This window comes from Fischerella thermalis PCC 7521 (assembly GCF_000317225.1).
Taxonomy (GTDB): Bacteria; Cyanobacteriota; Cyanobacteriia; order Cyanobacteriales; family Nostocaceae; genus Fischerella; species Fischerella thermalis.
The window spans coordinates 1-19,768 of the sequence record NZ_AJLL01000037.1 but is presented as its reverse complement, the minus strand read 5'-3'; the positions used below and the strand labels follow the sequence as shown (position 1 = coordinate 19,768).

The window sequence follows — 19,768 nt, the reverse complement described above, 5'->3', positions numbered from 1 at the left end:
GCTATCGCTTTCGGACTTACGCTAACGCCGGAAGCCACTACCCTTACGGGAAGACCCTGTGCGTCTACGTGTCTACAAACTTTTCGCAAAATCTAAAATCCAAAATTGGTATTACTCACCTCCAACCTTAGCATTGATTAGGTAGTTTCAGAATGTTAATTAGTGTTTACAAAATTTTTCATGGCAATAAACTCAAAAGACAGTGAGAATAAACCTAAAATACTACTTTAGCTTCAAAATATGTCAAAAACTTTATCGAGTTGGGTAAGTTCAAATACAATTCTGATAGATGGGGAAACCGAGCAAAGGCTAAATTGTCTACCTAAGTCTTGAGCAAACTTGAGTGCAGATACTAGCGCCATTAAGCCAGCACTATCTAATGCTTCTACTTGCTCCAAATCTACCAGCAATCTATTGCTTGTATTTTGTGCCAGTGCTTTTGTTAAATCTTGTTGAAATTCCAGAGCATTAGCAGCATTTAAACTACCCTGAGGACGAATGACCGTAATTGTTGGATTCTTAAGCACCGCTTGCATAGTGTCATCCTAAATGTAATGTAAAGTTTTTGAATAGTGGAAGATAGATGTATTTGACCATATACTCTTTCTGCTTACATCGACCATTCGTATTACTTCTCTTTGCGGAATCTTTATTGGTCTAATATTTCTGTTTAAAGATTGTCAAATCCCGGATAAAATGTATTTAAGTATACTTTTGTTAAAATAAAGATTAAATATTATTGCTTGCCATGTCCCTCAGTTTTCAATCAGTTATTACTAAAGTTGGTGGATGCCAACATTAAAGCAATGTTAAAGGTTCTGCCTGTACCTCAACCATGTGATAGACACAGGAAGCGATCGCTAATCAAATCACTTCTAACCTGTGATTCAGATCACTGCTAACCTACGTGCCAGATCACATTTTATACAAAATTGTGACTGGAATAATAACTATATAAAGTTAGTTGGTTAATTACGTATGAAAACCAGATATGTTATTCGTCAACTCGTAGAAAAAGCGCTTCTGATTAAAAAATTAACTCCTGAAATAGAAAATGAAATTAACTCAGAACTAACAGAAATGGGTTACATCTCTGACATTGATTATGAAGCATTAGAATTGTTAATGGCAGAAATGGATGCTGGTCGTATCCAATTAGTATCCAATATTTAAAGAAATACTTACTATTAAAGTACTTTTAGAAACCCAAAACCAAAGCTTTACTATTTAGAAATCATGTCCGATGTGAATTGATATAGCTGAAGACATCATATTTTCATCAAGACATGAGGAACTTTGCGTCTTTTCAGATATAAACTGAAAATCTTTGAGTATGTAATATCAAGTTCGGCTAATTGCTTACGATATAATACTTCCTTGTTGGGCGTTGGGCATGGGAAAATCATCAGTGTCTTAATTACCCATTACCCATTACCTACTGGGTTTAGCTAATTTTTAATTCCACACAACAGTACTAACCTGTACATCCTTTCTTATAGGCTTGCCAAACTTTATGAATAAACTGATGAAGTAGCTGTTTAGCAGGTGAGTCTAGTTCAGGTTTTGGTTCTTTTGCTAATACGTGACTCAATATATCAATGACTTCTGTATCTAAAGCTGGTCTAAATAAAGTTATAGGCCAAAGTAGGTCAGACGCTTCACGTAAATCATTAATGATTGGTGGTTCCGAAGATTTGACCAATAACAGCAAAGGACGTACCCAGCACAACTGACGGGAAATCACAACTTGAATCACTTCCGCATATAGTTTGCTATCATCATGCTCTAAAGATACTATTTGCCCTAGTTGAAAATTAGGTGTAATCTCCATATTCACATAGCTTCGGCAGTGGCAATCATTGTGCTGCTGCTCTTTTAATTTTAAAAGCTATCATAGGCAATAGCAATTTGCGGACAAGGGAAAGGGGAAAATACAAACGACTAACAACTAACCATTAACCATCAACAACCAACTAATTACTACCAACAGCCTTTTCAGTGCTATACAATAGTTTAAGTAACTGTGAAGCTAATTCTAGTAAACAACCTTTAAACAAAAATTTGTTGTAGTAAATTACCAAAAGAGCAAACTACCGTGTCAGTCGAAACCCAACAGAAGCGTTCAACATCCAGAAAACTAGCGCCTCAGTATCGCGTTTTGCTCCATAACGACGACTACAACACTATGGAGTATGTGGTACAGGTTCTATTAACCACGGTGCCCAGCCTGACTCAACCTCAGGCTGTTAGCATTATGATGGAAGCCCATAGTAACGGTCTTGCTTTAGTGATTACCTGCGCTCAGGAACCTGCTGAGTTTTATTGTGAGACATTAAAAAATCATGGTTTGACCAGCACAATTGAACCAGAAGAATGAATCAGTTAACAGTGAACAGTTATCAGTGGTCAGTTTGATCACTAAGAAATTTTAAAACCAAGTTGGTTTCTCAGTGAGATAAACTAACTTAAATTCCTAAAACTATATCCAACTTGGTATGAAAATAAACCTTGCTTCTATAGCCCAGCGTTCTGTATTCATCAGGCTGGGTTGTTTTATTTTGGCTTTATTAGTACTGTGGTCGCCTTTTGCCATACCAATATATTTACTAATTCATGACAATAATTTGGTAAATATTATTACTATGGCACTACTGTATATAGAATTTATTGTTCTACTAAGAATATGGAGTAAGCAAGTTTACAAACAACCTCACATTTTTCAGCACTACGGTTTACAATTTACGCGATTAAACGGCGTAGATTTACTAAAGGGTTTGGCTATTGGATTTATTAGCATTTTGATTTTATTTGGTTTAGAAGGTTTGCTAGGTTTATTGGTATGGCAACAACCCAAAGTTTTTTTACTAAAAGTAGTATTAGAAGGTTCCCTCACAGGTTTAAGTGTTGGGTTTGCTGAAGAATTGTTATTTCGAGGCTGGTTGCTGGATGAGTTGCAGCGAGATTATTCTCCTCGTGTAGCACTTTGGGCAAATGCAATGATTTTTGGAATCTCGCATTTTATTAAGCCAGTCCAAGCAATTATTCACACATTGCCACAACTCCCTGCTTTGGTGCTGCTGGGGTTGACCCAGGTATGGGGAAAGCGCTGGCGTAGGGGACGTTTGGGTTTACCTATTGGTTTGCATGGTGGTTTAGTTTGGGGTTATTACATCATTAATGTTGGGGGATTGATTGAATACACCAATCGGGTTCCTGATTGGGTGACTGGGGTAGATAAGAACCCTTTGATGGGGGTGATGGGGTTAGTGTTGATGGGCGTTTTGGCGTTTTGGATGAGGGGACAAGCATCCAGAGTGGCTATAAGTGGATCTAAGAATACATAATTGCGAATAGATCCGATGATTTCTTGATGATACAAGCCGCCAAATTTGCCAGTGGGGTGAATCTAAAATTTTCTGACGTAATTACTGAACTGTTAAGGGATTGCGAATATAGCCATCTTTTTCACTATCAATCCATGCCAACCCTTCAGAAAAGGTTCCAGCACTGTTAAATTGTGGTTGACTTTATCCCTGCTAAGCCTTATCTTTTGCTAAATATGTGTCAGCAAATCCACCACTCCCCAATTGTTGGACTATCTGGTAGTGATTACGCAGGATTGTTCCATTGACCAGCATAAGGCTGAACCAGTAGGGCTAAAGCTAATGTGATTGTATTAATCAACATCAATGCTCAACCGTTTGATTAATGAAAAAATAATATTTTAGTTACTTTTGTTTAAGAAGTAACCTCAGCGATTGTCCCCACTAAGCAAGCTCGATCTAAATTCGCTCCACTTAAATTTGCCCCTTCTAACTCTGCACACAGTAAATTTGCACCCGTCAAATTTGCCCCTGCTAGATTTGCCTCTCTCAAGTCTGCTTCTTCTAAATTTGCTTCACTCAATAACGCCCCTTGTAAATCTGTACGGCTTAAGTCTGCACCTTTGAGATTAGCTCCTGTAAGGTTGGCACCTCGCAAGTCAGCACCCCGCAAGTCAACCCCTTGTAAGTTGACATTCATTAAATTTGCACCACTGAGAAAAGCACCAGCAAAAGATACTTCACTCAGTCTCGCCCCCATTAAATTTGCACCACGTAAATTGCTACCCCGTAAGTCAGCGCCTGTCAAATCTGCTTGCATTAAATTCGCACCCATTAAATTAGCGCGCAAATCAGTTGCTTGTAGGTTTGCTCCCATTAAATTTGCACCTTCCAAATGGGCGCCTTCAAGTTTAGAAGCAGTAAAATTTGTACCTACAAGAGTAGCACCAGCAAAATTGATGCGGTTTAAATCCAAGTTTGATAAATCTTCGTCTTCTAAATTGGCTCCTGCTAAGTGCTTGGTTTTTCCTGATTTAATAGCTTCGATGTTCATGTGGTTAGTTAAAAAATTTATTTAACAATTAAGTGTAGCTTTGTGAAAAGTCGTAGTAAAAGGCAGAGTTTCTCTACGTATAATTTACTACGAATTAATAAAAATTTAACTAATCTAGAAAAACACTGAGTAAAAAAAAGCGTTCATTATATACGTGAATTTTGATTTCTTTCAACACTGCTTTTGGTTTCACTATCTAGTCGAGAATCTAATAACCACATACCAGCACTGACTTTGGGTGTAATTATGGGTAACTCTAGTCCTTGTTGTAAGCCCATAACTAATAGTGTCAAGGTATCTATCAGTTTTGGATCGAACCGTCGCGATTGTTGTCTGCATTCTTCTAAAGCTTGATTGATGATTTCTTCACGGCTTAACTGAGATGATTGTTTTTGATGCACTCGCCATTGAAATTCAACTATGAGCGCCAAAATTCTCGATTCTAGAGGAATTTCATCGCCAGCTAGTCCCGCAGGTTCACCAGTTCCATCCCACCACTCACTTTGGTGAGTTATAATTTGTGCTGCTGCTCGTAGCCTGGGCATGGTTCGCAGTACCTGCACGCCTGGTACAAGAGGACAAGTTAAGGGACAACTGGGTGCATCTTCTTGGTAAGAGGTAGTGATACCAGAAGTGAGTACACTTTCTACTCTTTGTAGTGGCTCAATACGGTGTAGTAATCCGGCTAAGCGCAATCTTTTGATTTGCCATGCGGGTAAATCTAAAAGTTGCCCCATTGTTTCTGCCAACGCTACAACTTCTGCTGCTGCCATGGGATTGGTTATATCAGCAGCATCTATAATTTGTGCCATCCGCAAAAATGCCTGGATTTCATTAGAAACTAGGTTATTATCTAGGGCTTGGTGGCGGATGGTGGTGGGAACGGATATGTTTACTTGTTCGGTTTGGAGGTAATCAACTACGCGGGAAACTACTGCACTTAATTCTTCTGGTGTAGCTAAGCTAGGTTGAATAGCTTGTTGCTCAGCAGTGAGTTTTGCTGCTAATTCTGGATTGTAGCGTTGGATGTGAGCGATCGCTAATGTGGCTGTTTCTTTGACTAACTCTGGTTCAAATGTCCACAAGCCGTAAAATTTTCTTTCTAAATCTGACCCAGGCAATCCAGAACTACCATAATCAGCAGCAGATAGTTCTTGACAAATTACCATTGCTGTGTATTTAGGTGATAAAATAATCAAGTGCCATTCTAGGGCTACCGGATCAGCCGGATCTAAAGCAACTAAGTTGACATTAGGTAACTGACTTGTGGAATGTTCTGCCCAGCCAGTATCTGGGGCTGCCATGATGGCTATTTGACGCGATTTTTTGGCGATGTCTGCGTATCGTTCTGCCTCTTGGAGATACCATTTTCCTCGTTCAAAGGCGGTAATTACCAAGGGTGAGGTGACATCATTCAATATATGGTCTTCTAGAGCATGACAGAGGGCGACTAGGGTATTTTTATAGTACACCCCGAATCTAATCGGTCTTTTGCTATGGCGATGAGCTATTTCCAGCTGTTGGAGTATGGAGCCTTCTAACATGAGGTTTGATTAAACGAACCGCGAGTGATGCCTCTGGGCAATGAGAGAAAATAAGGGCTTATGACACCTTAGTTTACTGTTTGATACTGAATTATGCTATCTAATTAGAGTCCTAATATTCTGTAAACAACTTAAGCCAAAGCACCCAAAGCTATTAGGGTAGATTTTTGTGCTGTAGTTAAACCATAAGCTCCTGTAATATTCATGCCTTCATATAATCTAGGAGTTTTTAAAGTTTTTAGACACTCACCTGTTTTGATTAGGACTTACGCAAGCTCTATAAATCCTTGGCGTTCTTGGCATCTTGGCGGTTAAAAAATTAAGCTTTTTGGCAATTTTTACGTAAGTCCTGTTGATATCCCATAGTCTCACGATCTGATCGGCACTACCACTTGCCAGAATACAATCAGTCTGACTCTGGACGACGCAGAAGACATAATTGCTATGCTGTACCCAAGCTCCGCACTCAGTAAACTTTGAATCGCTTAAAAACACGGATTCAGATCATGAAGCGAAGAATTTAGATTCAAACATGGGATCGAGTTAGGTTAATTACGAACACAGATGCACCCAGATGAACACCGATAAAATCAGGTTCATCTGTGTTAGTTTTTTTGAAAATAGACTTATTGCTATCAAACACCCACCAATTGTTTTGGTTTTGTTTCGATGGGTGCAGAAAGTGCTTCTTCTAGTTCAGCACACCCTAGTCTTTCCTCTAATATTTTCATAACTTCGCGTCCAAAGTCGTTGGGGTTTTGTTGCCAAGCTTGTAAGCAGACTTCGCCAAAGAAGGAACCAAGGGGTTCGGGGTTCCACAGCATCTTTTGGACAGTCCAAGGTGTGATGTTCATCGGATCGTACCCTGGTTTGAGAATATTTTCTTTGAAGGCATATTCTTCTAGGTGGGTGTGGGGTTGCAATCCGATAAAGAAGATGGCAGGTTCGACTTTATCTGCACCAAAAATCCGTTCTAGTTCGCGGTGGTAGGCAATAGTTTGACGAATTGTTTCTGGACGTTCGTCAATCACATTAAAGGAATAATTCACCGAAACTAAGTCGTTAAACCCAGCGGCTTTTAAATCCCGACAGTTTTGTAAAACAGTACGGAGATTGTAGCCCATCCGCATTTTCCGCACCAATTCTTGCGAACCGCTGGTGATACCGATTTCAAAGTAGTTCATTCCGGTTTTCACCATCAATTCACATAACTCGGGTGTGAGGTTATCAGCCCGAATATATGCTGCCCAGTGAATGTCTGTCATTCCTGAATCGACGATTTTTTGTAAGAGTTCAACAGCATCATCTATAAATTTGCGGGCGGGGATAAATTGGGCATCGGTAAACCAGAAATTGCGAACACCGCGATCATATAATTGTCGCATTTCGGCAACGACTTCATCGGCGGGATTAATGCGTACTTGCTTACCTTCAACAACGGTGTAAACACAATAGCAGCAGTTGTGAGGACAGCCGCGTTTGGTTTGGACACCAATGTAAAAGTCTCCGTCTTGCAGGTAATATTTAAACTCTGGCCAGATTGTTTCGATATAGTCGTAGTTACAAGCGGTTTTCTCTAATGGTGTGGGTTGTTCATGAATGAGGCGATCGCGTGGTTTTTCTTCGCCAACAACATAACACCGTTCATCCCGAAATTCTTGTCCGCTCAGTAGTTTTGTCAGCAAAGTTTCGCCTTCACCCACAGAAACAATGGTTCCTTTTGGTAAGCTTTTGCCTAGTTGTTCGTAAAAGACGCTGACTGCACCACCACCGACAATTACACGAGCATTAGGGTTATAACGTTGAGCGCGTTTGATACCCCGCTTTAGTAAGCCTAGATTCCGCCACAGTTCGCCGTAGTATCCTGATGCAATCCGCAGCAAACCCATTGCTCCCTGTAGCTTGAGAAATGGATTGCGAGAGTAGAAAAACTCAAAGGTATACTGTAGTGGATTACCGCCACGTCCACCTACTGGTGCATAAATTTGAATATCCCGCCACGAGAATACTAGCAGTGTCGGCTGAAATTCATCGATACAGCGATCTAGGGCTTTAGCATAATCTAGAGGTGGCACTGTTCCTAAATCAAAGATCCGCTGTTCAATGTTAGGAAACTGTTTGTGGACATGATCGCTAAGATATACAACCCCAATAGGAAAGATGGGGTTACAAGGAAGGCGAACATAGAGAATCCTGTTGAATGTTTTAGCTTCCATCTTGCCGATTGTCTGGGGTAAAAGAGCAAATTTTGGTTCTGTAATCGGTTTGTTTTGATTTTTGTCTTCTATTACAATCGTACTTGACATTAATGACGATTATTGGTAAAGACATTTTTAAAATGATGAGCAAAATAGCTAATATTGTCCGGTATCACAAATGCATAGCATAAGTTAAGTTTTATGAAAGTAATATATCTATAGCTTTACAATAACATTGAGTTCATTCTGTAAGCGATAAGCTGCACTTGATACGTCTGAGCAGGAAAAATACAAAATAAGTCTTAAGGTTAATGTAAAGTAACTAGACTGTTTTTAATGAATGGGATCACACAATCAACAGGAGAAAAAAGTGTAAGTTATTTGCTTTGTCCTGATCCCAATGTCCATAAGAGTTACACCTGATTGATTTACCTCTAAATTATTGATGAATTGTTCACGCATAATGTATAATTGCGATAAAAGCATAGATTTTTACGAAAATTTCATAACTACAGTCTGTATTTCTTTAGGTAGAAATAATTTAGAAAACTTCAGTTGGTAGTCGGGGTTACAGCAACTGGGGATCACTCAGTGTTAGCGTTGCATATGTAAGATAAAAATGTGGCGTAAAGCTCCTCAGCAGTTATGGCTCAAATATTAGATCCTCTACCACCGGAGCAATCGGGAAAGATTCTCTGCTGTTACGTAAATGCCACGAGCAAAATCCAGGTGGCTCGCATCTCTAACATTCCTAACTGGTACTTTGAAAGGGTTGTTTTCCCTGGACAAAGGCTAGTGTTTGAAGCACCCGTTGAAGCTCAACTTGAAATTCATACGGGTATGATGGCAAGTGCAATTTTGTCGGATAGAATTCCGTGCGATCGCCTTGCACTCAACGAACCTAGCAGTTATGAGTTGGAAGGCTCAGAACAAGCAAGTGACTCTATCAATAAAAAAACGATGGCACAGCCAATTAATACAAGAACCGAAGATACAACAAAACCCTTAACAGTAGCTGGTTTCGTATCCGTTGATTAAGAAAATTCATTTAATTTCTGGCAGGGTTGCATCATTTAGCAGCCCTTTTTCATTTATAGTCATTTGTCATTTGTCATTTGTTAGGGGTTAGTGGTTAGTAGTATTTCTCCACCTCTCATATCCCCCACTCCTCACACTCCCCACTGCCCCACCTCCTCATCTACAATCATTAATTATGGATCTACCTTCATTTTTGTGGTTGTGGAGAATAGCAGCGTGGTCAATGGGTTTGTCGCTAGTAGCCTATGTGCTATTAGCGCTCATCGGTATACGTATGCTTCGTGCCAGAACGTTGTGGCAAAGAGAATCAAGCTGGTTGCGCTCTCTCCACTATAAAATTGGTATCTGCCTGGTCAGCTTGGTATTATTATTACTACTGATTGGAATTGTTGGTACTTACGGTCACTTTGGTTCTTTAGGACACTCACAGCACCTCTGGGCTGGATTAACGACTGTGATGTTAGTTTTATTATCAGTTGGGAGTGCTACACAAATTGGTGTTGGACATCCTTGGGCTAGACATATTCACATCGGCGCTAATATTGCCATATTCTTTGCTTTTGCTTGGGTATCAATAACTGGTTGGAGTGTGGTGCAAAAGTATTTACCTTAATATCATTTTCCCTTGGTAATTGAGATATGACCTAATAGTTGCGATCGCTTTATTGAAACACTTTTCAACTAGATAAAATCAAACTAAATCTTGGCAATAAGCCAAACGAGCTACTGCCATTGGTGCTTAGGATATTCAAATTGTCGCTATTGCTTTAGCAAACGACTTGACCTTAGTAATTCATAATGTAGCTGAATTTAGTCGTGTCGATGAGTTAAAAATTAAAGATTGGGAAGCAGAAGGTGATAGTTAATTTCCCTGAAGTGCGATCGCTCTGTTAACGAACGATCACATCTCCATAACTGAATCTCATGAGTAAAAATAAATTTTTGAATCTCTTGTCCTTCTCAATAAAACTCCAATCCCAGAAGCTTCAATTAACAGCCTCATGGCACAGTTACACTCAAAACGCTGTTTGTTAGTTGTTGATAACATTGAATAAATCTTGTCAGGTGGAAAAAGATTATGGCGTAGCGGGAGGGATAATAATTAGTCGAACACAGATGAACACAGATGAACACGGATGTAGACGCATCCAAGGGCGGCTTCCCTTAGGTACACAGATGGTTTTTGCCTGGACTGGCTGTCTTTTTTATCGGTGTGCATCGGTGTTCGCTTTTCACACCCTTGTTATGAGCTATTAACCCATAGAATTCTAGCTAGTATATAGTTAAAGTTAACAATTGTAATGAGCCGTGACAGCAAACTCAGATAATACCTCGCCTGCAATTTTTCGCCTATCTCCTCTAATTCGGATTACCCTTTTAAGTTTATATGTAGCCCTAACCCTACCTTTACCTTTTCTGTCTGAAGTCACAAATGCACCCATTCCACCAAAGTTACTTTGGTTAGGGATTAGCATTGGTTTAGTTGGCTTGTATGCAGTGTTAACAGAACGTGTAATTTTAGATGACCAAGGAATTCAGGTAACTTATCCAAATTGGGTTCCACGTTTTTTTCGTAAAGGTTGGTCGTTACCTTGGTCGGAAGCCGAACAGTTAAAACCCCGCACAACCGGACAGGGAGGACTAGTTTACTATTTTCTCAGCAAAGACGGAAAAGCTTATTTATTGCCCATGCGTGTGGCAGGTTTTGCTCGGATGGTAAAACTGGTACAACAAAAGACAGGTATTGATACCAGTGATGTCTATCCTTTAGCACAGCCATGGATGTATTTAATTTTACTATTATTTACAGTAATATTACTTTTGATAGATGCTTGGACTATTTTGATTAGTCTAAATCAGGGTAATTTAAGTTAAAAATAAATGTAAAAAAGAGTCTAAAACTAGCGGTGATATAAATACTATAATAACCATCAATAAGCAACCACCACTTAGCCACAAACGGAAAGTTTATCTGTGTGTGTCTGTGTGCATCTGTGTTCATCTGTGGTCGATTTCTAAAACCATAGATGTTTGTCACAGTTTCAATTCACATCAGGCATAATTCATAATTGATTAAAGGTTGAATTTGGAAACTTTGCCGACAGCAAAACTAAGACTAGAAAAAGTTAGTCTTCATACAACTTTACAGGGTAAACAGCAGGGATACCCAATATTACAGGATATCTCCTTTGAGGTATTTGAGGGCGATCGCATTGCCATTGTCGGACCATCCGGCGCGGGAAAAACTTATTTATTACGCCTCCTCAACCGTTTGAGTGAACCTACTAGTGGCAAAATTTATTTAGCTCATCAGGAATACCGTCAAATACCCGTTTTACAGTTACGTGCTTGTGTGACACTGCTTCTCCAAGAGTCAAAACTGCTAGGAATGACAGTCAAAGAAGCTTTGGAGTATCCTCTAGTTTTGCGTGGTTTGCCTAAACAGTCTATTCAGCAAAGACTCAGTAACTGGATGGAACAGCTGCACATACCCGATGACTGGTTAGGAAAAATGGAAGTGCAACTTTCTGTTGGACAGCGGCAATTAATTGCGATCGCCCGGGCATTAATCATTCAACCACAAATTTTATTATTAGATGAACCTACCTCTACCTTGGATGTGGGTACTGCTTCTCGTGTGATGGCAATTCTTAATCAACTAGCCCAAAGTCGTCAAACTACAGTTTTAATGGTAAATCATCAGCTAGAAATGGCTGAATTATTTTGCGATCGACTGTTGCACTTACAACAGGGACGGCTAATAGCAAATCAAAATGCTACTGATATAAATTGGGCTAAGTTACGAGAAAGCTTGATACAGGCAGAAACACAAATTGCTGAAGAATGGAGTTAGTTGATAGTTGATAGTTGTTAGTTGTTGATGGATTTTTCCAAACAACAAACAACAAACAACAAACGACAATTACCTTTGACTACTCAATGTTGAAGGTTGATTGTTGAATCTTTCTGCTGTTAACTTTGTCAGTGATTGTGGCAAATTGGTATTCAAAATCTCCATGTTAAACCGATATCCTACATTACGGATGGTTTGAATTAAGCTAGGTTGGCGCGGATCAAGTTCTACTTTTTTCCGCAGCGATAAAACGTGAGTATCAATGGTACGAGGATTATCAATTGCATCAGGCCAGGCACGCCGCAGCAATTCCGACCTACTCAAGGGTACTCCTCCTGCTTGTGCTAAAACATATAACAAACTAAATTCCTGTGGTGTTAAATCTATAAATTCTCCTTGGAAACGGACACGGCGTTGCACTAAATCTATTTGCAATGTTCCATAATCGAGATAAGCTGGGGCAACAGGTGTACGGTTGCGGCGTATTAGCGCCTCTACCCGTGCTAAAAATTCCTGCATTCCAAATGGCTTGGTCAGGTAATCATCTGCCCCCGCCTTCAAGCCAGCAACAATATCAGCTTCATTACTACGGGCAGATAGCATTAAGATTAATGGCTGCTGCTGACGATGCAACCATCGGCAAAACTCAATGCCATCTCCATCTGGCAAGTCCGCATCCAAAATGACTAGTGTCGGATGGTGAGTTAGAAAAACTTCCCTGGCTTGATAAACACTTGCGGCTTGATGCACCCGATAGTCCAGTTGTTGCAAGTGCCAGCCAAGCAACGACCTCAGATGGGGATTTCCCTCTACGATTTCAATACAAACCGAACCCACGGTGGCAAGACCCCTTAGCGTGCATGACTTTCAAAGTAACAAAGCCTATGTGTTGGGTTTTGTAACCCTTGTTACTTCAATTGCCAATAATTTTTAATTTAATCATGCATAAGCTGGCAATGCATCGAACTAAAAGCCTTATCTCAAGCTCAGTTGGTAACATTCTTAAATTTTTGTTATAATTATTAAATCTTTTTATAGTTAGCTATTCCGTTGGGTATAAGGGTGTCACTTAAAGTCACGTCTGTCTGAGAACAACAGATATTGCCAGGCACAAACAACAGCCAAGTACGTCAGCTAATGTAAAAGCGTTGTTTTGATAGCCAAATATAAAAATAACTTACCGACCCATTCAAATTCATGTTTTTCTGGAATAGGATCAGTTTAGGTTGTAGCTCAAGCAGGGGTATTCCCTACAGTAGAAGATAGGGATTTTAAATAAATGCCAAACTGAAATGTACTTCACATTTCAGCTTGAATAATTTACAATTCTCATTCCAAAGAGATTTTTACAGCAGTATGCTCCAAGACACACAAACCATCCGCTATTACCAAAGACTCACTGACGCCTTCGTCGAGTTATGGAATCGCGGTTATCGCACTGATGATATGCGGATGTATTTGGATGGTTATCTAGCCGCGCTGCGACATGGTAACGCCATTGAGCCTTATTTGATCCATCGCCTAGAGGAGGAAGCTACCCGCTATTTATACGATGTATCGAACTTCACAATGACGCAACCAGAGCCAGAGCCAGACTACTACAAGTGACTTTCGGTCAGTCACAAGATGCTCACTCCTGATTGACGCAGACAATTATAGCACGTTGTCTGCCCTAGTCAATGATGCTGGCGGTGTGAAATTTGGAGATTTTTGAGCAACAATCCCCTCTGTGACGTTTCGGCTTTTCGACAGGGGGGATTTTTGGTACTTGGGGATTGGGGATCGGGTATGGTTAATAACCACCAACTACCAACAAATGACTAAGAAGCTAAAGCCACTTCTACCATTTGCTGCAATTCACCCTTTTGATAAAGTTCGATCATGATGTCTGACCCACCAACAAATTCCCCGTTAATATAAACTTGGGGAATTGTCGGCCAGTTGGAATATTCTTTGATTCCCTGGCGGAGTTCGTAGTCGTCCAAAATATTCACAGTCTCAAAGGGAACTCCTAATGTGTTTAAAATCTGTACCACATTGTTGGAAAAACCACACATGGGCATTAATTTGGTTCCCTTCATAAAAACCAAAATTTTGTTTTCTTTGAGTAAATTATCAATTCTTTCTTTTAGTTCTGGTGTCATAGTATTCGTGTTCCTACTCTCTATACTTGCTTGTGGTTGGTAGTTGGTTGTTGGTGGGTAGATAGTTGTTCCATTGACACGCCTTTACTTGGCTACTATAGAGAAGAGCTATGCCCTACAGTGCAGCGTAGAACAAACAACAATCAACAATTAACAAACAACTATTAACTATTATTAGCAAATGCTTCTGGTGTATATGTTTTCAGTGCTAAAGCATGAATTGCTTCAGTGGACATAGCTTGTCGTAAAGCACCGTAAATTAACTGATGTTGCTGCACTAACCCTTTACCTGCGAACTGCGATGAAACTACTGTCACTTGGTAGTGATCACCACCACCAGTCAAGTCTTGTACTTGAACTTGGGCATCTGGCAGTTCCGCCTTGATCATTTCCTCAATCTGTTGCGGACTAATCATCGCGATTCCTAATCAAACTTCTTTTCTATTATTATCAATAATGACGCTAATACATTGCCAATCTGCGAGTTTCTAGAAGGCTGAGTGTCAAGACTGTTCACAAACAAAAACATCCTAGCATTTAGACACCTAAAAATCCGCCCACCTGCTGGCGGCGGTCTATTAGAGGAATTAATGGTAGGTATTATTTTTTAATTATTTCTTTTGCTGAGACGAAGAAGAGGTGTTGCTTCCTCCTCTTGGGAAAGGTGCATCCACAAAACCCAACTCGAATAATTGCTGATAAGCTTTCTTTCCTAAATCCCGTGTGGGGTTTTGACTTTTGATAATTTGAACCAACAAAGGCACTGCTAATTCTGGCTTATTTTGCGCCCGATGTACTAATGCTAGTTGATAAGTGGCTTCATCGCGCATTTGGGCTGTTTCTAGTGCCAGTTTGCGCTGGGAGTCAGCTACTCTATTGTCAATTCCAGCAAAGCTAGAATTTAGTTCTTGATAGAAATTTGATAGCTGATTAAAAACTAATCTTGCTTCCTGAAGTTTCTTAGCGGCGACATCATAGTTTTGAGAATTGACAGCTTGACTAGCCTCTGCCATCAGGCGCTTACCACCATCAACACTTAAGATGCTATTATTTTGGACTGTTGGACGTAGGGTATTGGGGTTGTTGGGGTCTATAGGCTGTGCTTGGTTGGGAATGTTTATAATCTGTGCTTGTTGAGCATGAACAGGTAACAGCAGACCAAAGGCTGTTATGACTGACAAAAAAGTGAAGCGAATCAAGGGAACATTAGCTAAAGACTTCATGGGATGAATTTATGCAACAACTTAACAAAAAAGGATAGAAACTTCGGGTATCTTAACTCTGTTTTGGACTTTAACAAAATAAAGCCACAAAATAGACTTTTTGCAGAAGCTGGAAAAGGGATAAGGGAAAAAGGCATTCAGAAACTTTTTTCCTTTAGCTTTTAAGCTTTTCCCATCTGTGGCAAAAGTTTCTTTTGCCACAGGTCTACTACAGTTTCTCCGATCTAAAACGAAAATCGGTGAAATCATGTTCCCATTATTTCCTGACAGTAGCTTAACAGTAGCTTGAATCACTGCTATGAACGATCGCCTAAATTCCTCTGATTATCCTCCCACAGATATACCTACTAGTAGCCAAGGATTCATCTTACAACGTGGTGGCGAAGAATTAATCTTAGAAAAAGTGAGCGATCGCTTTACTGTCCGTCCTCAGGATAATTTGTCACCGCAAGATTTATCTCAGGCAAATTGGGGTAATTGGCGTCGCAATATTCCCAAAGCACAGCTAGCATTATTCGCTGTTCCACCTTCCCAGCTAGAAGGGGCTATGTCTGTGGCGCGGGCTTCTGACGATGTGGCGTTTGCTAGTCATGTTTATCAAATCAAAGATAGTCCTAGCACCAGAGTTTATCTGACTGACCAAATCACAATTCAATTCGCCACTTGGGTAGACAGTAGCACTATTAATGCGATCGCCACTAAATTTGGTTTAATCCAACAAAAATCTGTTCCTAGTCTTCCCAACACTTTTGTTTTCATTGTCGGTAAACAAGCACAGGCAAATCCTATTAAAATTTCTAATCAATTAATTGCATTACCAGAAGTTGTAGTTGCTGAGCCTAATATCATCACCCATCAGCAATCCCATTATCAACCCCGTGACCCCCTCTATCCCCAACAATGGTATCTCAACCACAACGGCGGAAATCAATTAGCTAATGGTTCTCATATCTCTGTAGAAAAAGCTTGGGATATCACTCGCGGTATTCGTTCGGTTGTCGTGGCGGTAGTAGATGATTCCTTTGATTTAAATCATCCAGATTTTCAAGGTAGCGGCAAAATTGTTGCCCCTAGAGACTTAAAAGAAAACGACTTTTTACCCTTACCCAATGAAAAAGAAGCCAGTCATGGTACAGCTTGTGCAGGTATCATCTTAGCAGAAGAAAATGGTACAGGTATTGCTGGGGTTGCACCTGGTTGTGCTTTTATGCCAATTCGCAGCACAGGGTTTTTAGATGATGAGTCAATAGAAGATATTTTCAATTGGGCGGTCGAAAAAGGAGCAAGTATAATTTCTTGCAGTTGGGGAGCATCAGCAATTTACTTTCCCCTTTCTTTACGCCAACGCGCTGCTATTACCCGCGCTGCTACCAAAGGACGTAATGGTAAAGGCTGTGTTATTTTCTTTTCCGCAGGCAATGCCAATCGCCCAGTCAGTGGAACTGTGAATGAACAAGGTTGGCAGAAAGATTTAGTCAAAGGAAATACTAAGTGGCTCAGTGGATTTGCTGTGCATCCTGATGTAATTACGGTATCTGCTTCCACAAGCTTGAATAAAAAAGCTGCTTATAGTAACTGGGGAAATAATATTTCTGTGTGTGCGCCTAGTAACAATGCTTTACCAGGGATGTGGTTTCAAGACCAGGGTTACGTATACACTCAACCAAGCATCAATACAGCACTATCTGGACGAGGAATATTGACAACCGATCAAATAGGGGCTGCTGGCTACGACCCAGGTAACTTTACTAGCAACTTTGGCGGTACTTCTAGTGCTACCCCTGTGGTTGCAGGAGTAGCAGCATTGGTTTTGTCAGTGAATCCTGACTTAACTGCTAAAGAAGTCAAACGTATTTTAGAAGAAACCGCCGATAAAATTGTTGACCTGGAACCAGACCCCCAATTAAAGATGCGTTATGGTACTTATGATGAAAATGGCCATTCGCAATGGTTCGGCTATGGAAAGGTGAATGCTTGGCGGGCGGTACAAGCAGCCCAAAAACTTCGTACAGCCACATTTAGCACAACTGGGATTTTGAGAGGAGAGAACACTAATAAAGTCGCGATTCCAGACAATGACAAACAGGGAATTAAAAGTGCGATCGCGATAACTGATTCTAGCCTAGTCAAAGATATTCAAGTCAGCGTCAATATTACCCATGATTTTTTAGGTGATTTAGAAATTTACTTAATAGCCCCTAATAATCACCTCGTGCTACTGCAAAATCGCACCTTGGGTCGTCGCATTCAATTGCAAGCAACTTACACCGTGCGATCGCATCCAGTCCTGCAACAGTTATTATCTTTACCAGCCAAAGGACGTTGGCAATTGTGGGTCATTGACTATGCATTAAAAGATACAGGGAAACTCAATAGTTGGGAATTAATTTTGGGAATTTAGTTGTTTGTTGGTGGTTCGTTGTTGGCTGGAATAAACACCAATCAATTATCAACTATCAACTATCAACTATCAACAAAAATTACGAATTTGGCATTTCTGCAAACGTATGAGCAGTAATTGTTGATTCATGATGGCTTAATTCTTTAAGTGCATTTGCTAGATCAGCTGTCAGACGTTTAGCATCCTGCTTTACAGAACCATTGATATAATCCGCTACCTTAATCGTAGACCCGATGTGAATGCTAACATCGGTACCCCACTCGGGGTAAGGATGGCTGTAGTTGATACCAACAGGTAAAATTTTGACTCCTAAATCTGGGTGGCTAGATTCAGCAGTTAAAGCCAAACGAGCAATTCCAGACTTGAGGGGATGAACTTCGCGATCGCGAAAAATGCCACCTTCAGGATAAATAACTAACATTTCTCCATGCTGAAGTAATTCTACTGCATGGCGAAGAGTAGTGATCGATGGGCGTTGTGGATCTACAGGAAAACCTCCTAAGCGTCGCACAAACCAACCCTGCAAACCTTGACATTCGCTAATAGTCACCATAAACCGCAGGTCACGACCTGTAACAAAACGACCAGTCGCGTAGGGTAACAGTAGTGAATCCCAGCGCGCGCGATGGGTAGGTGCAAGGATAACAGGACCTTTTGCAGGGATATTTTCTTGTCCGGTAATTCTAATCTGACCAAAAAATAAAGGTAGAAAATGGTGTCCCAAGAAATAGGCCAAAGGCGTTAACCAGGGAGACAGCCATGAAGTACTAGTAGAAATCGCCGTCTCACCATTGGCTGGAGTATGGGCTAGTGTTGGATGGTAGATCTGATCTTCGGAAGAGTGAAGTTCCATGATGAGGGTGGCAACTGACTGTAGGGTAGAAAATGTAATCAAAATAGGAATTAGATACACCGTAGATTTTCTTCCTAAAGTTGTGTTGTTGCAGCTGGACAGTTTTACCTCTGTCCGTTATTCGCTGCTGTGTCGCCGATTTACAAACCATGCTTGTAACTGCTGACGACAAGCAGTTTCCATGATGCCTCCAATTACACGCAGACGGTGATTAGAAGCCGCACTATCAGGGATATTAACAACAGTACGAATTGCACCAGTTTTGGGATCGTCCACGCCATAAACGAGAAGTCCAATACGGGCTTGGACTATTGCACCTGCACACATCGGACAAGGTTCGAGAGTAACATAGAGAGTACATTGGTTCAGACGCCAAGTTTTTAACTTTCTAGCTGCTGCTTTCAAAGCAATAATTTCTGCGTGGGCTGTTGGGTCTTGGTCACGTTGTTTGCGATTTTCACCTTCCGCTATCAAATAACCTGATGAATCAATAATAACAGCACCTACAGGCACTTCACCCGCATCACCCGCCATTTGTGCCAATTTTAGGACGTGATCCATCCACTGGCGATGTATAAGATATTCCGAGTATTCGAGTGACATGTTCTTGTGTTTACAAATTTAGTACTCGACCATATAATTTATAAGTAGTTGCGAGGGATCTCGCAGCCTATGACATGTTTTTGACGACCAAAATTGAATGCCCTTAGACTGGAAGTCTAGGGCTAGCCACAGTTATCAGGCTTATGGTGTAGTATTTAGCTAGTAATGAAACTGATAACTATTAAACTCCTGACTGAGCTAAAAGAGTGTCGAGTTGACCTTTTTTATCTAATTCGTAGAGGTCATCACAGCCACCAACGTGTTGATTATTGATAAAAATCTGCGGTACAGTGCGACGTCCCTTGGCACGTTCCGCCATTTTTGCTCTAGCTGTTTCGTTACCGTCAATTTTATATTCAGTGAAATTAACACCTTTCCACCACAACAACATCTTGGCACGGATACAGTAAGGGCAAGTTTGCCAAGTATAAATTTCAACGTTGGCTTTAACGTTTTCTGGATGGCGATTTAAAAGGGAATTGATGAAGTTGAGCATATTTTGAAGTTTAAATAGATTTGTAATTACTTTCTAG

At 40.5% G+C, this 19,768-nt stretch carries 22 protein-coding genes; 9 read left to right on the top strand and 13 right to left on the bottom strand.

All coding sequences use genetic code 11. The features are described from left to right. Positions 1 to 233: 233 nt before the first annotated feature. On the bottom strand, positions 234 to 536 hold the full coding sequence (locus UYK_RS0109075) for an STAS domain-containing protein (protein WP_009456053.1): 303 nt from the start codon (positions 534 to 536) through the stop codon (positions 234 to 236). Positions 537 to 978: 442 nt separating this feature from the next. On the opposite strand from UYK_RS0109075, the gene UYK_RS0109070 reads away from it, so the two are divergent. Continuing rightward, positions 979 to 1,173 (top strand): hypothetical protein, encoded by a 195-nt coding sequence (locus UYK_RS0109070; protein WP_009456054.1) that lies wholly within the window; start codon positions 979 to 981, stop codon positions 1,171 to 1,173. A 301-nt stretch (positions 1,174 to 1,474) separates the two neighbouring features. Here UYK_RS0109070 and UYK_RS0109065 read toward each other — a convergent pair whose 3' ends face one another. After that, entirely contained in the window at positions 1,475 to 1,831 is a 357-nt protein-coding gene (locus UYK_RS0109065) for a hypothetical protein (protein WP_009456055.1), read from the bottom strand. Between the two features lie 264 nt (positions 1,832 to 2,095). On the opposite strand from UYK_RS0109065, the gene clpS reads away from it, so the two are divergent. After that, positions 2,096 to 2,377, top strand: coding sequence for an ATP-dependent Clp protease adapter ClpS (gene clpS / locus UYK_RS0109060; RefSeq protein ID WP_009456056.1), 282 nt, complete (start codon positions 2,096 to 2,098; stop codon positions 2,375 to 2,377). A 118-nt stretch (positions 2,378 to 2,495) separates the two neighbouring features. Then, a complete protein-coding gene (locus tag UYK_RS0109055) occupies positions 2,496 to 3,344 on the top strand; it encodes a CPBP family intramembrane glutamic endopeptidase (RefSeq protein ID WP_009456057.1) in 849 nt (282 codons plus the stop codon). A 394-nt stretch (positions 3,345 to 3,738) separates the two neighbouring features. Here UYK_RS0109055 and UYK_RS0109050 read toward each other — a convergent pair whose 3' ends face one another. The 4 genes from UYK_RS0109050 to UYK_RS0109040 all read right to left on the bottom strand — a co-directional run bounded on the left by UYK_RS0109050 (position 3,739) and on the right by UYK_RS0109040 (position 8,137). Next, positions 3,739 to 4,377, bottom strand: a complete 639-nt coding sequence (locus tag UYK_RS0109050; RefSeq protein WP_009456058.1) for a pentapeptide repeat-containing protein — start codon at positions 4,375 to 4,377, stop codon at positions 3,739 to 3,741. 146 nt (positions 4,378 to 4,523) lie between these two features. Further along, positions 4,524 to 5,921, bottom strand: a complete 1,398-nt coding sequence (locus UYK_RS0109045; RefSeq protein ID WP_009456059.1) for a DICT sensory domain-containing protein — start codon at positions 5,919 to 5,921, stop codon at positions 4,524 to 4,526. A 246-nt stretch (positions 5,922 to 6,167) separates the two neighbouring features. Beyond that, the gene (locus UYK_RS27760; RefSeq protein ID WP_373278430.1) at positions 6,168 to 6,416 is read right to left on the bottom strand and encodes a hypothetical protein; all 249 of its coding nucleotides are present in this window, start codon (positions 6,414 to 6,416) and stop codon (positions 6,168 to 6,170) included. A gap of 140 nt (positions 6,417 to 6,556) precedes the next feature. After that, positions 6,557 to 8,137, bottom strand: coding sequence for a photosystem II high light acclimation radical SAM protein (locus tag UYK_RS0109040; RefSeq protein WP_026086413.1), 1,581 nt, complete (start codon positions 8,135 to 8,137; stop codon positions 6,557 to 6,559). A gap of 627 nt (positions 8,138 to 8,764) precedes the next feature. Between UYK_RS0109040 and UYK_RS0109035 the strand changes: the two genes are divergently transcribed. The 4 genes from UYK_RS0109035 to UYK_RS0109015 all read left to right on the top strand — a co-directional run bounded on the left by UYK_RS0109035 (position 8,765) and on the right by UYK_RS0109015 (position 12,011). After that, positions 8,765 to 9,157, top strand: coding sequence for a DUF1830 domain-containing protein (locus UYK_RS0109035; protein ID WP_009456061.1), 393 nt, complete (start codon positions 8,765 to 8,767; stop codon positions 9,155 to 9,157). Positions 9,158 to 9,332: 175 nt separating this feature from the next. Beyond that, positions 9,333 to 9,770: a DUF4079 domain-containing protein gene (locus UYK_RS0109030; protein ID WP_071588112.1), complete on the top strand. Its 438-nt coding sequence runs from the start codon at positions 9,333 to 9,335 to the stop codon at positions 9,768 to 9,770. A 695-nt stretch (positions 9,771 to 10,465) separates the two neighbouring features. Then, positions 10,466 to 11,032: a hypothetical protein gene (locus UYK_RS0109020; RefSeq protein WP_009456063.1), complete on the top strand. Its 567-nt coding sequence runs from the start codon at positions 10,466 to 10,468 to the stop codon at positions 11,030 to 11,032. 211 nt (positions 11,033 to 11,243) lie between these two features. Further along, entirely contained in the window at positions 11,244 to 12,011 is a 768-nt protein-coding gene (locus UYK_RS0109015; protein ID WP_009456068.1) for an ABC transporter ATP-binding protein, read from the top strand. 69 nt (positions 12,012 to 12,080) lie between these two features. On the opposite strand, the gene UYK_RS0109010 is transcribed toward UYK_RS0109015, so the two are convergent. Continuing rightward, complete coding sequence (locus UYK_RS0109010; RefSeq protein ID WP_009456070.1) at positions 12,081 to 12,848, bottom strand: response regulator transcription factor; 768 nt, start codon at positions 12,846 to 12,848, stop codon at positions 12,081 to 12,083. Between the two features lie 519 nt (positions 12,849 to 13,367). Between UYK_RS0109010 and UYK_RS0109005 the strand changes: the two genes are divergently transcribed. Further along, entirely contained in the window at positions 13,368 to 13,619 is a 252-nt protein-coding gene (locus UYK_RS0109005; protein ID WP_009456072.1) for a DUF6761 family protein, read from the top strand. 212 nt (positions 13,620 to 13,831) lie between these two features. Here UYK_RS0109005 and grxD read toward each other — a convergent pair whose 3' ends face one another. The 3 genes from grxD to UYK_RS0108990 form a co-directional block, all read right to left on the bottom strand. Next, positions 13,832 to 14,155 carry a Grx4 family monothiol glutaredoxin gene (gene grxD, locus UYK_RS0109000; protein ID WP_009456074.1) on the bottom strand — a complete coding sequence of 108 codons (324 nt, stop codon included), beginning with the start codon at positions 14,153 to 14,155 and terminating at the stop codon, positions 13,832 to 13,834. A gap of 164 nt (positions 14,156 to 14,319) precedes the next feature. Beyond that, complete coding sequence (locus tag UYK_RS0108995; protein ID WP_009456076.1) at positions 14,320 to 14,571, bottom strand: BolA family protein; 252 nt, start codon at positions 14,569 to 14,571, stop codon at positions 14,320 to 14,322. A gap of 195 nt (positions 14,572 to 14,766) precedes the next feature. Then, complete coding sequence (locus UYK_RS0108990) at positions 14,767 to 15,378, bottom strand: hypothetical protein (protein ID WP_009456078.1); 612 nt, start codon at positions 15,376 to 15,378, stop codon at positions 14,767 to 14,769. Positions 15,379 to 15,676: 298 nt separating this feature from the next. On the opposite strand from UYK_RS0108990, the gene UYK_RS0108980 reads away from it, so the two are divergent. Next, positions 15,677 to 17,779, top strand: a complete 2,103-nt coding sequence (locus tag UYK_RS0108980) for a S8 family serine peptidase (protein WP_009456080.1) — start codon at positions 15,677 to 15,679, stop codon at positions 17,777 to 17,779. Between the two features lie 79 nt (positions 17,780 to 17,858). On the opposite strand, the gene UYK_RS0108975 is transcribed toward UYK_RS0108980, so the two are convergent. From UYK_RS0108975 to grxC, 3 genes are all read right to left on the bottom strand, one after another. Further along, entirely contained in the window at positions 17,859 to 18,632 is a 774-nt protein-coding gene (locus tag UYK_RS0108975) for a lysophospholipid acyltransferase family protein (protein WP_083819797.1), read from the bottom strand. Between the two features lie 117 nt (positions 18,633 to 18,749). Beyond that, entirely contained in the window at positions 18,750 to 19,235 is a 486-nt protein-coding gene (tadA, locus tag UYK_RS0108970; RefSeq protein WP_009456084.1) for a tRNA adenosine(34) deaminase TadA, read from the bottom strand. 181 nt (positions 19,236 to 19,416) lie between these two features. After that, positions 19,417 to 19,731 carry a glutaredoxin 3 gene (gene grxC, locus UYK_RS0108965; RefSeq protein WP_009456087.1) on the bottom strand — a complete coding sequence of 105 codons (315 nt, stop codon included), beginning with the start codon at positions 19,729 to 19,731 and terminating at the stop codon, positions 19,417 to 19,419. Between the last annotated feature and the right edge of the window lie 37 nt (positions 19,732 to 19,768).

Coding starts and splice junctions, on each gene's coding strand:
- UYK_RS0109075 (WP_009456053.1), bottom strand. CDS start 536: ATGCAAGCGGTGCTTAAGAATCCAACAATTACGGTCATTCGTCCTCAG.
- UYK_RS0109070 (WP_009456054.1), top strand. CDS start 979: ATGAAAACCAGATATGTTATTCGTCAACTCGTAGAAAAAGCGCTTCTG.
- UYK_RS0109065 (WP_009456055.1), bottom strand. CDS start 1,831: ATGGAGATTACACCTAATTTTCAACTAGGGCAAATAGTATCTTTAGAG.
- UYK_RS0109055 (WP_009456057.1), top strand. CDS start 2,496: ATGAAAATAAACCTTGCTTCTATAGCCCAGCGTTCTGTATTCATCAGG.
- UYK_RS0109050 (WP_009456058.1), bottom strand. CDS start 4,377: ATGAACATCGAAGCTATTAAATCAGGAAAAACCAAGCACTTAGCAGGA.
- UYK_RS0109045 (WP_009456059.1), bottom strand. CDS start 5,921: ATGTTAGAAGGCTCCATACTCCAACAGCTGGAAATAGCTCATCGCCAT.
- UYK_RS0109040 (WP_026086413.1), bottom strand. CDS start 8,137: ATGGAAGCTAAAACATTCAACAGGATTCTCTATGTTCGCCTTCCTTGT.
- UYK_RS0109035 (WP_009456061.1), top strand. CDS start 8,765: ATGGCTCAAATATTAGATCCTCTACCACCGGAGCAATCGGGAAAGATT.
- UYK_RS0109030 (WP_071588112.1), top strand. CDS start 9,333: ATGGATCTACCTTCATTTTTGTGGTTGTGGAGAATAGCAGCGTGGTCA.
- UYK_RS0109005 (WP_009456072.1), top strand. CDS start 13,368: ATGCTCCAAGACACACAAACCATCCGCTATTACCAAAGACTCACTGAC.
- grxD (WP_009456074.1), bottom strand. CDS start 14,155: ATGACACCAGAACTAAAAGAAAGAATTGATAATTTACTCAAAGAAAAC.
- UYK_RS0108995 (WP_009456076.1), bottom strand. CDS start 14,571: ATGATTAGTCCGCAACAGATTGAGGAAATGATCAAGGCGGAACTGCCA.
- UYK_RS0108990 (WP_009456078.1), bottom strand. CDS start 15,378: ATGAAGTCTTTAGCTAATGTTCCCTTGATTCGCTTCACTTTTTTGTCA.
- UYK_RS0108980 (WP_009456080.1), top strand. CDS start 15,677: ATGAACGATCGCCTAAATTCCTCTGATTATCCTCCCACAGATATACCT.
- UYK_RS0108975 (WP_083819797.1), bottom strand. CDS start 18,632: ATGGAACTTCACTCTTCCGAAGATCAGATCTACCATCCAACACTAGCC.
- tadA (WP_009456084.1), bottom strand. CDS start 19,235: ATGTCACTCGAATACTCGGAATATCTTATACATCGCCAGTGGATGGAT.
- grxC (WP_009456087.1), bottom strand. CDS start 19,731: ATGCTCAACTTCATCAATTCCCTTTTAAATCGCCATCCAGAAAACGTT.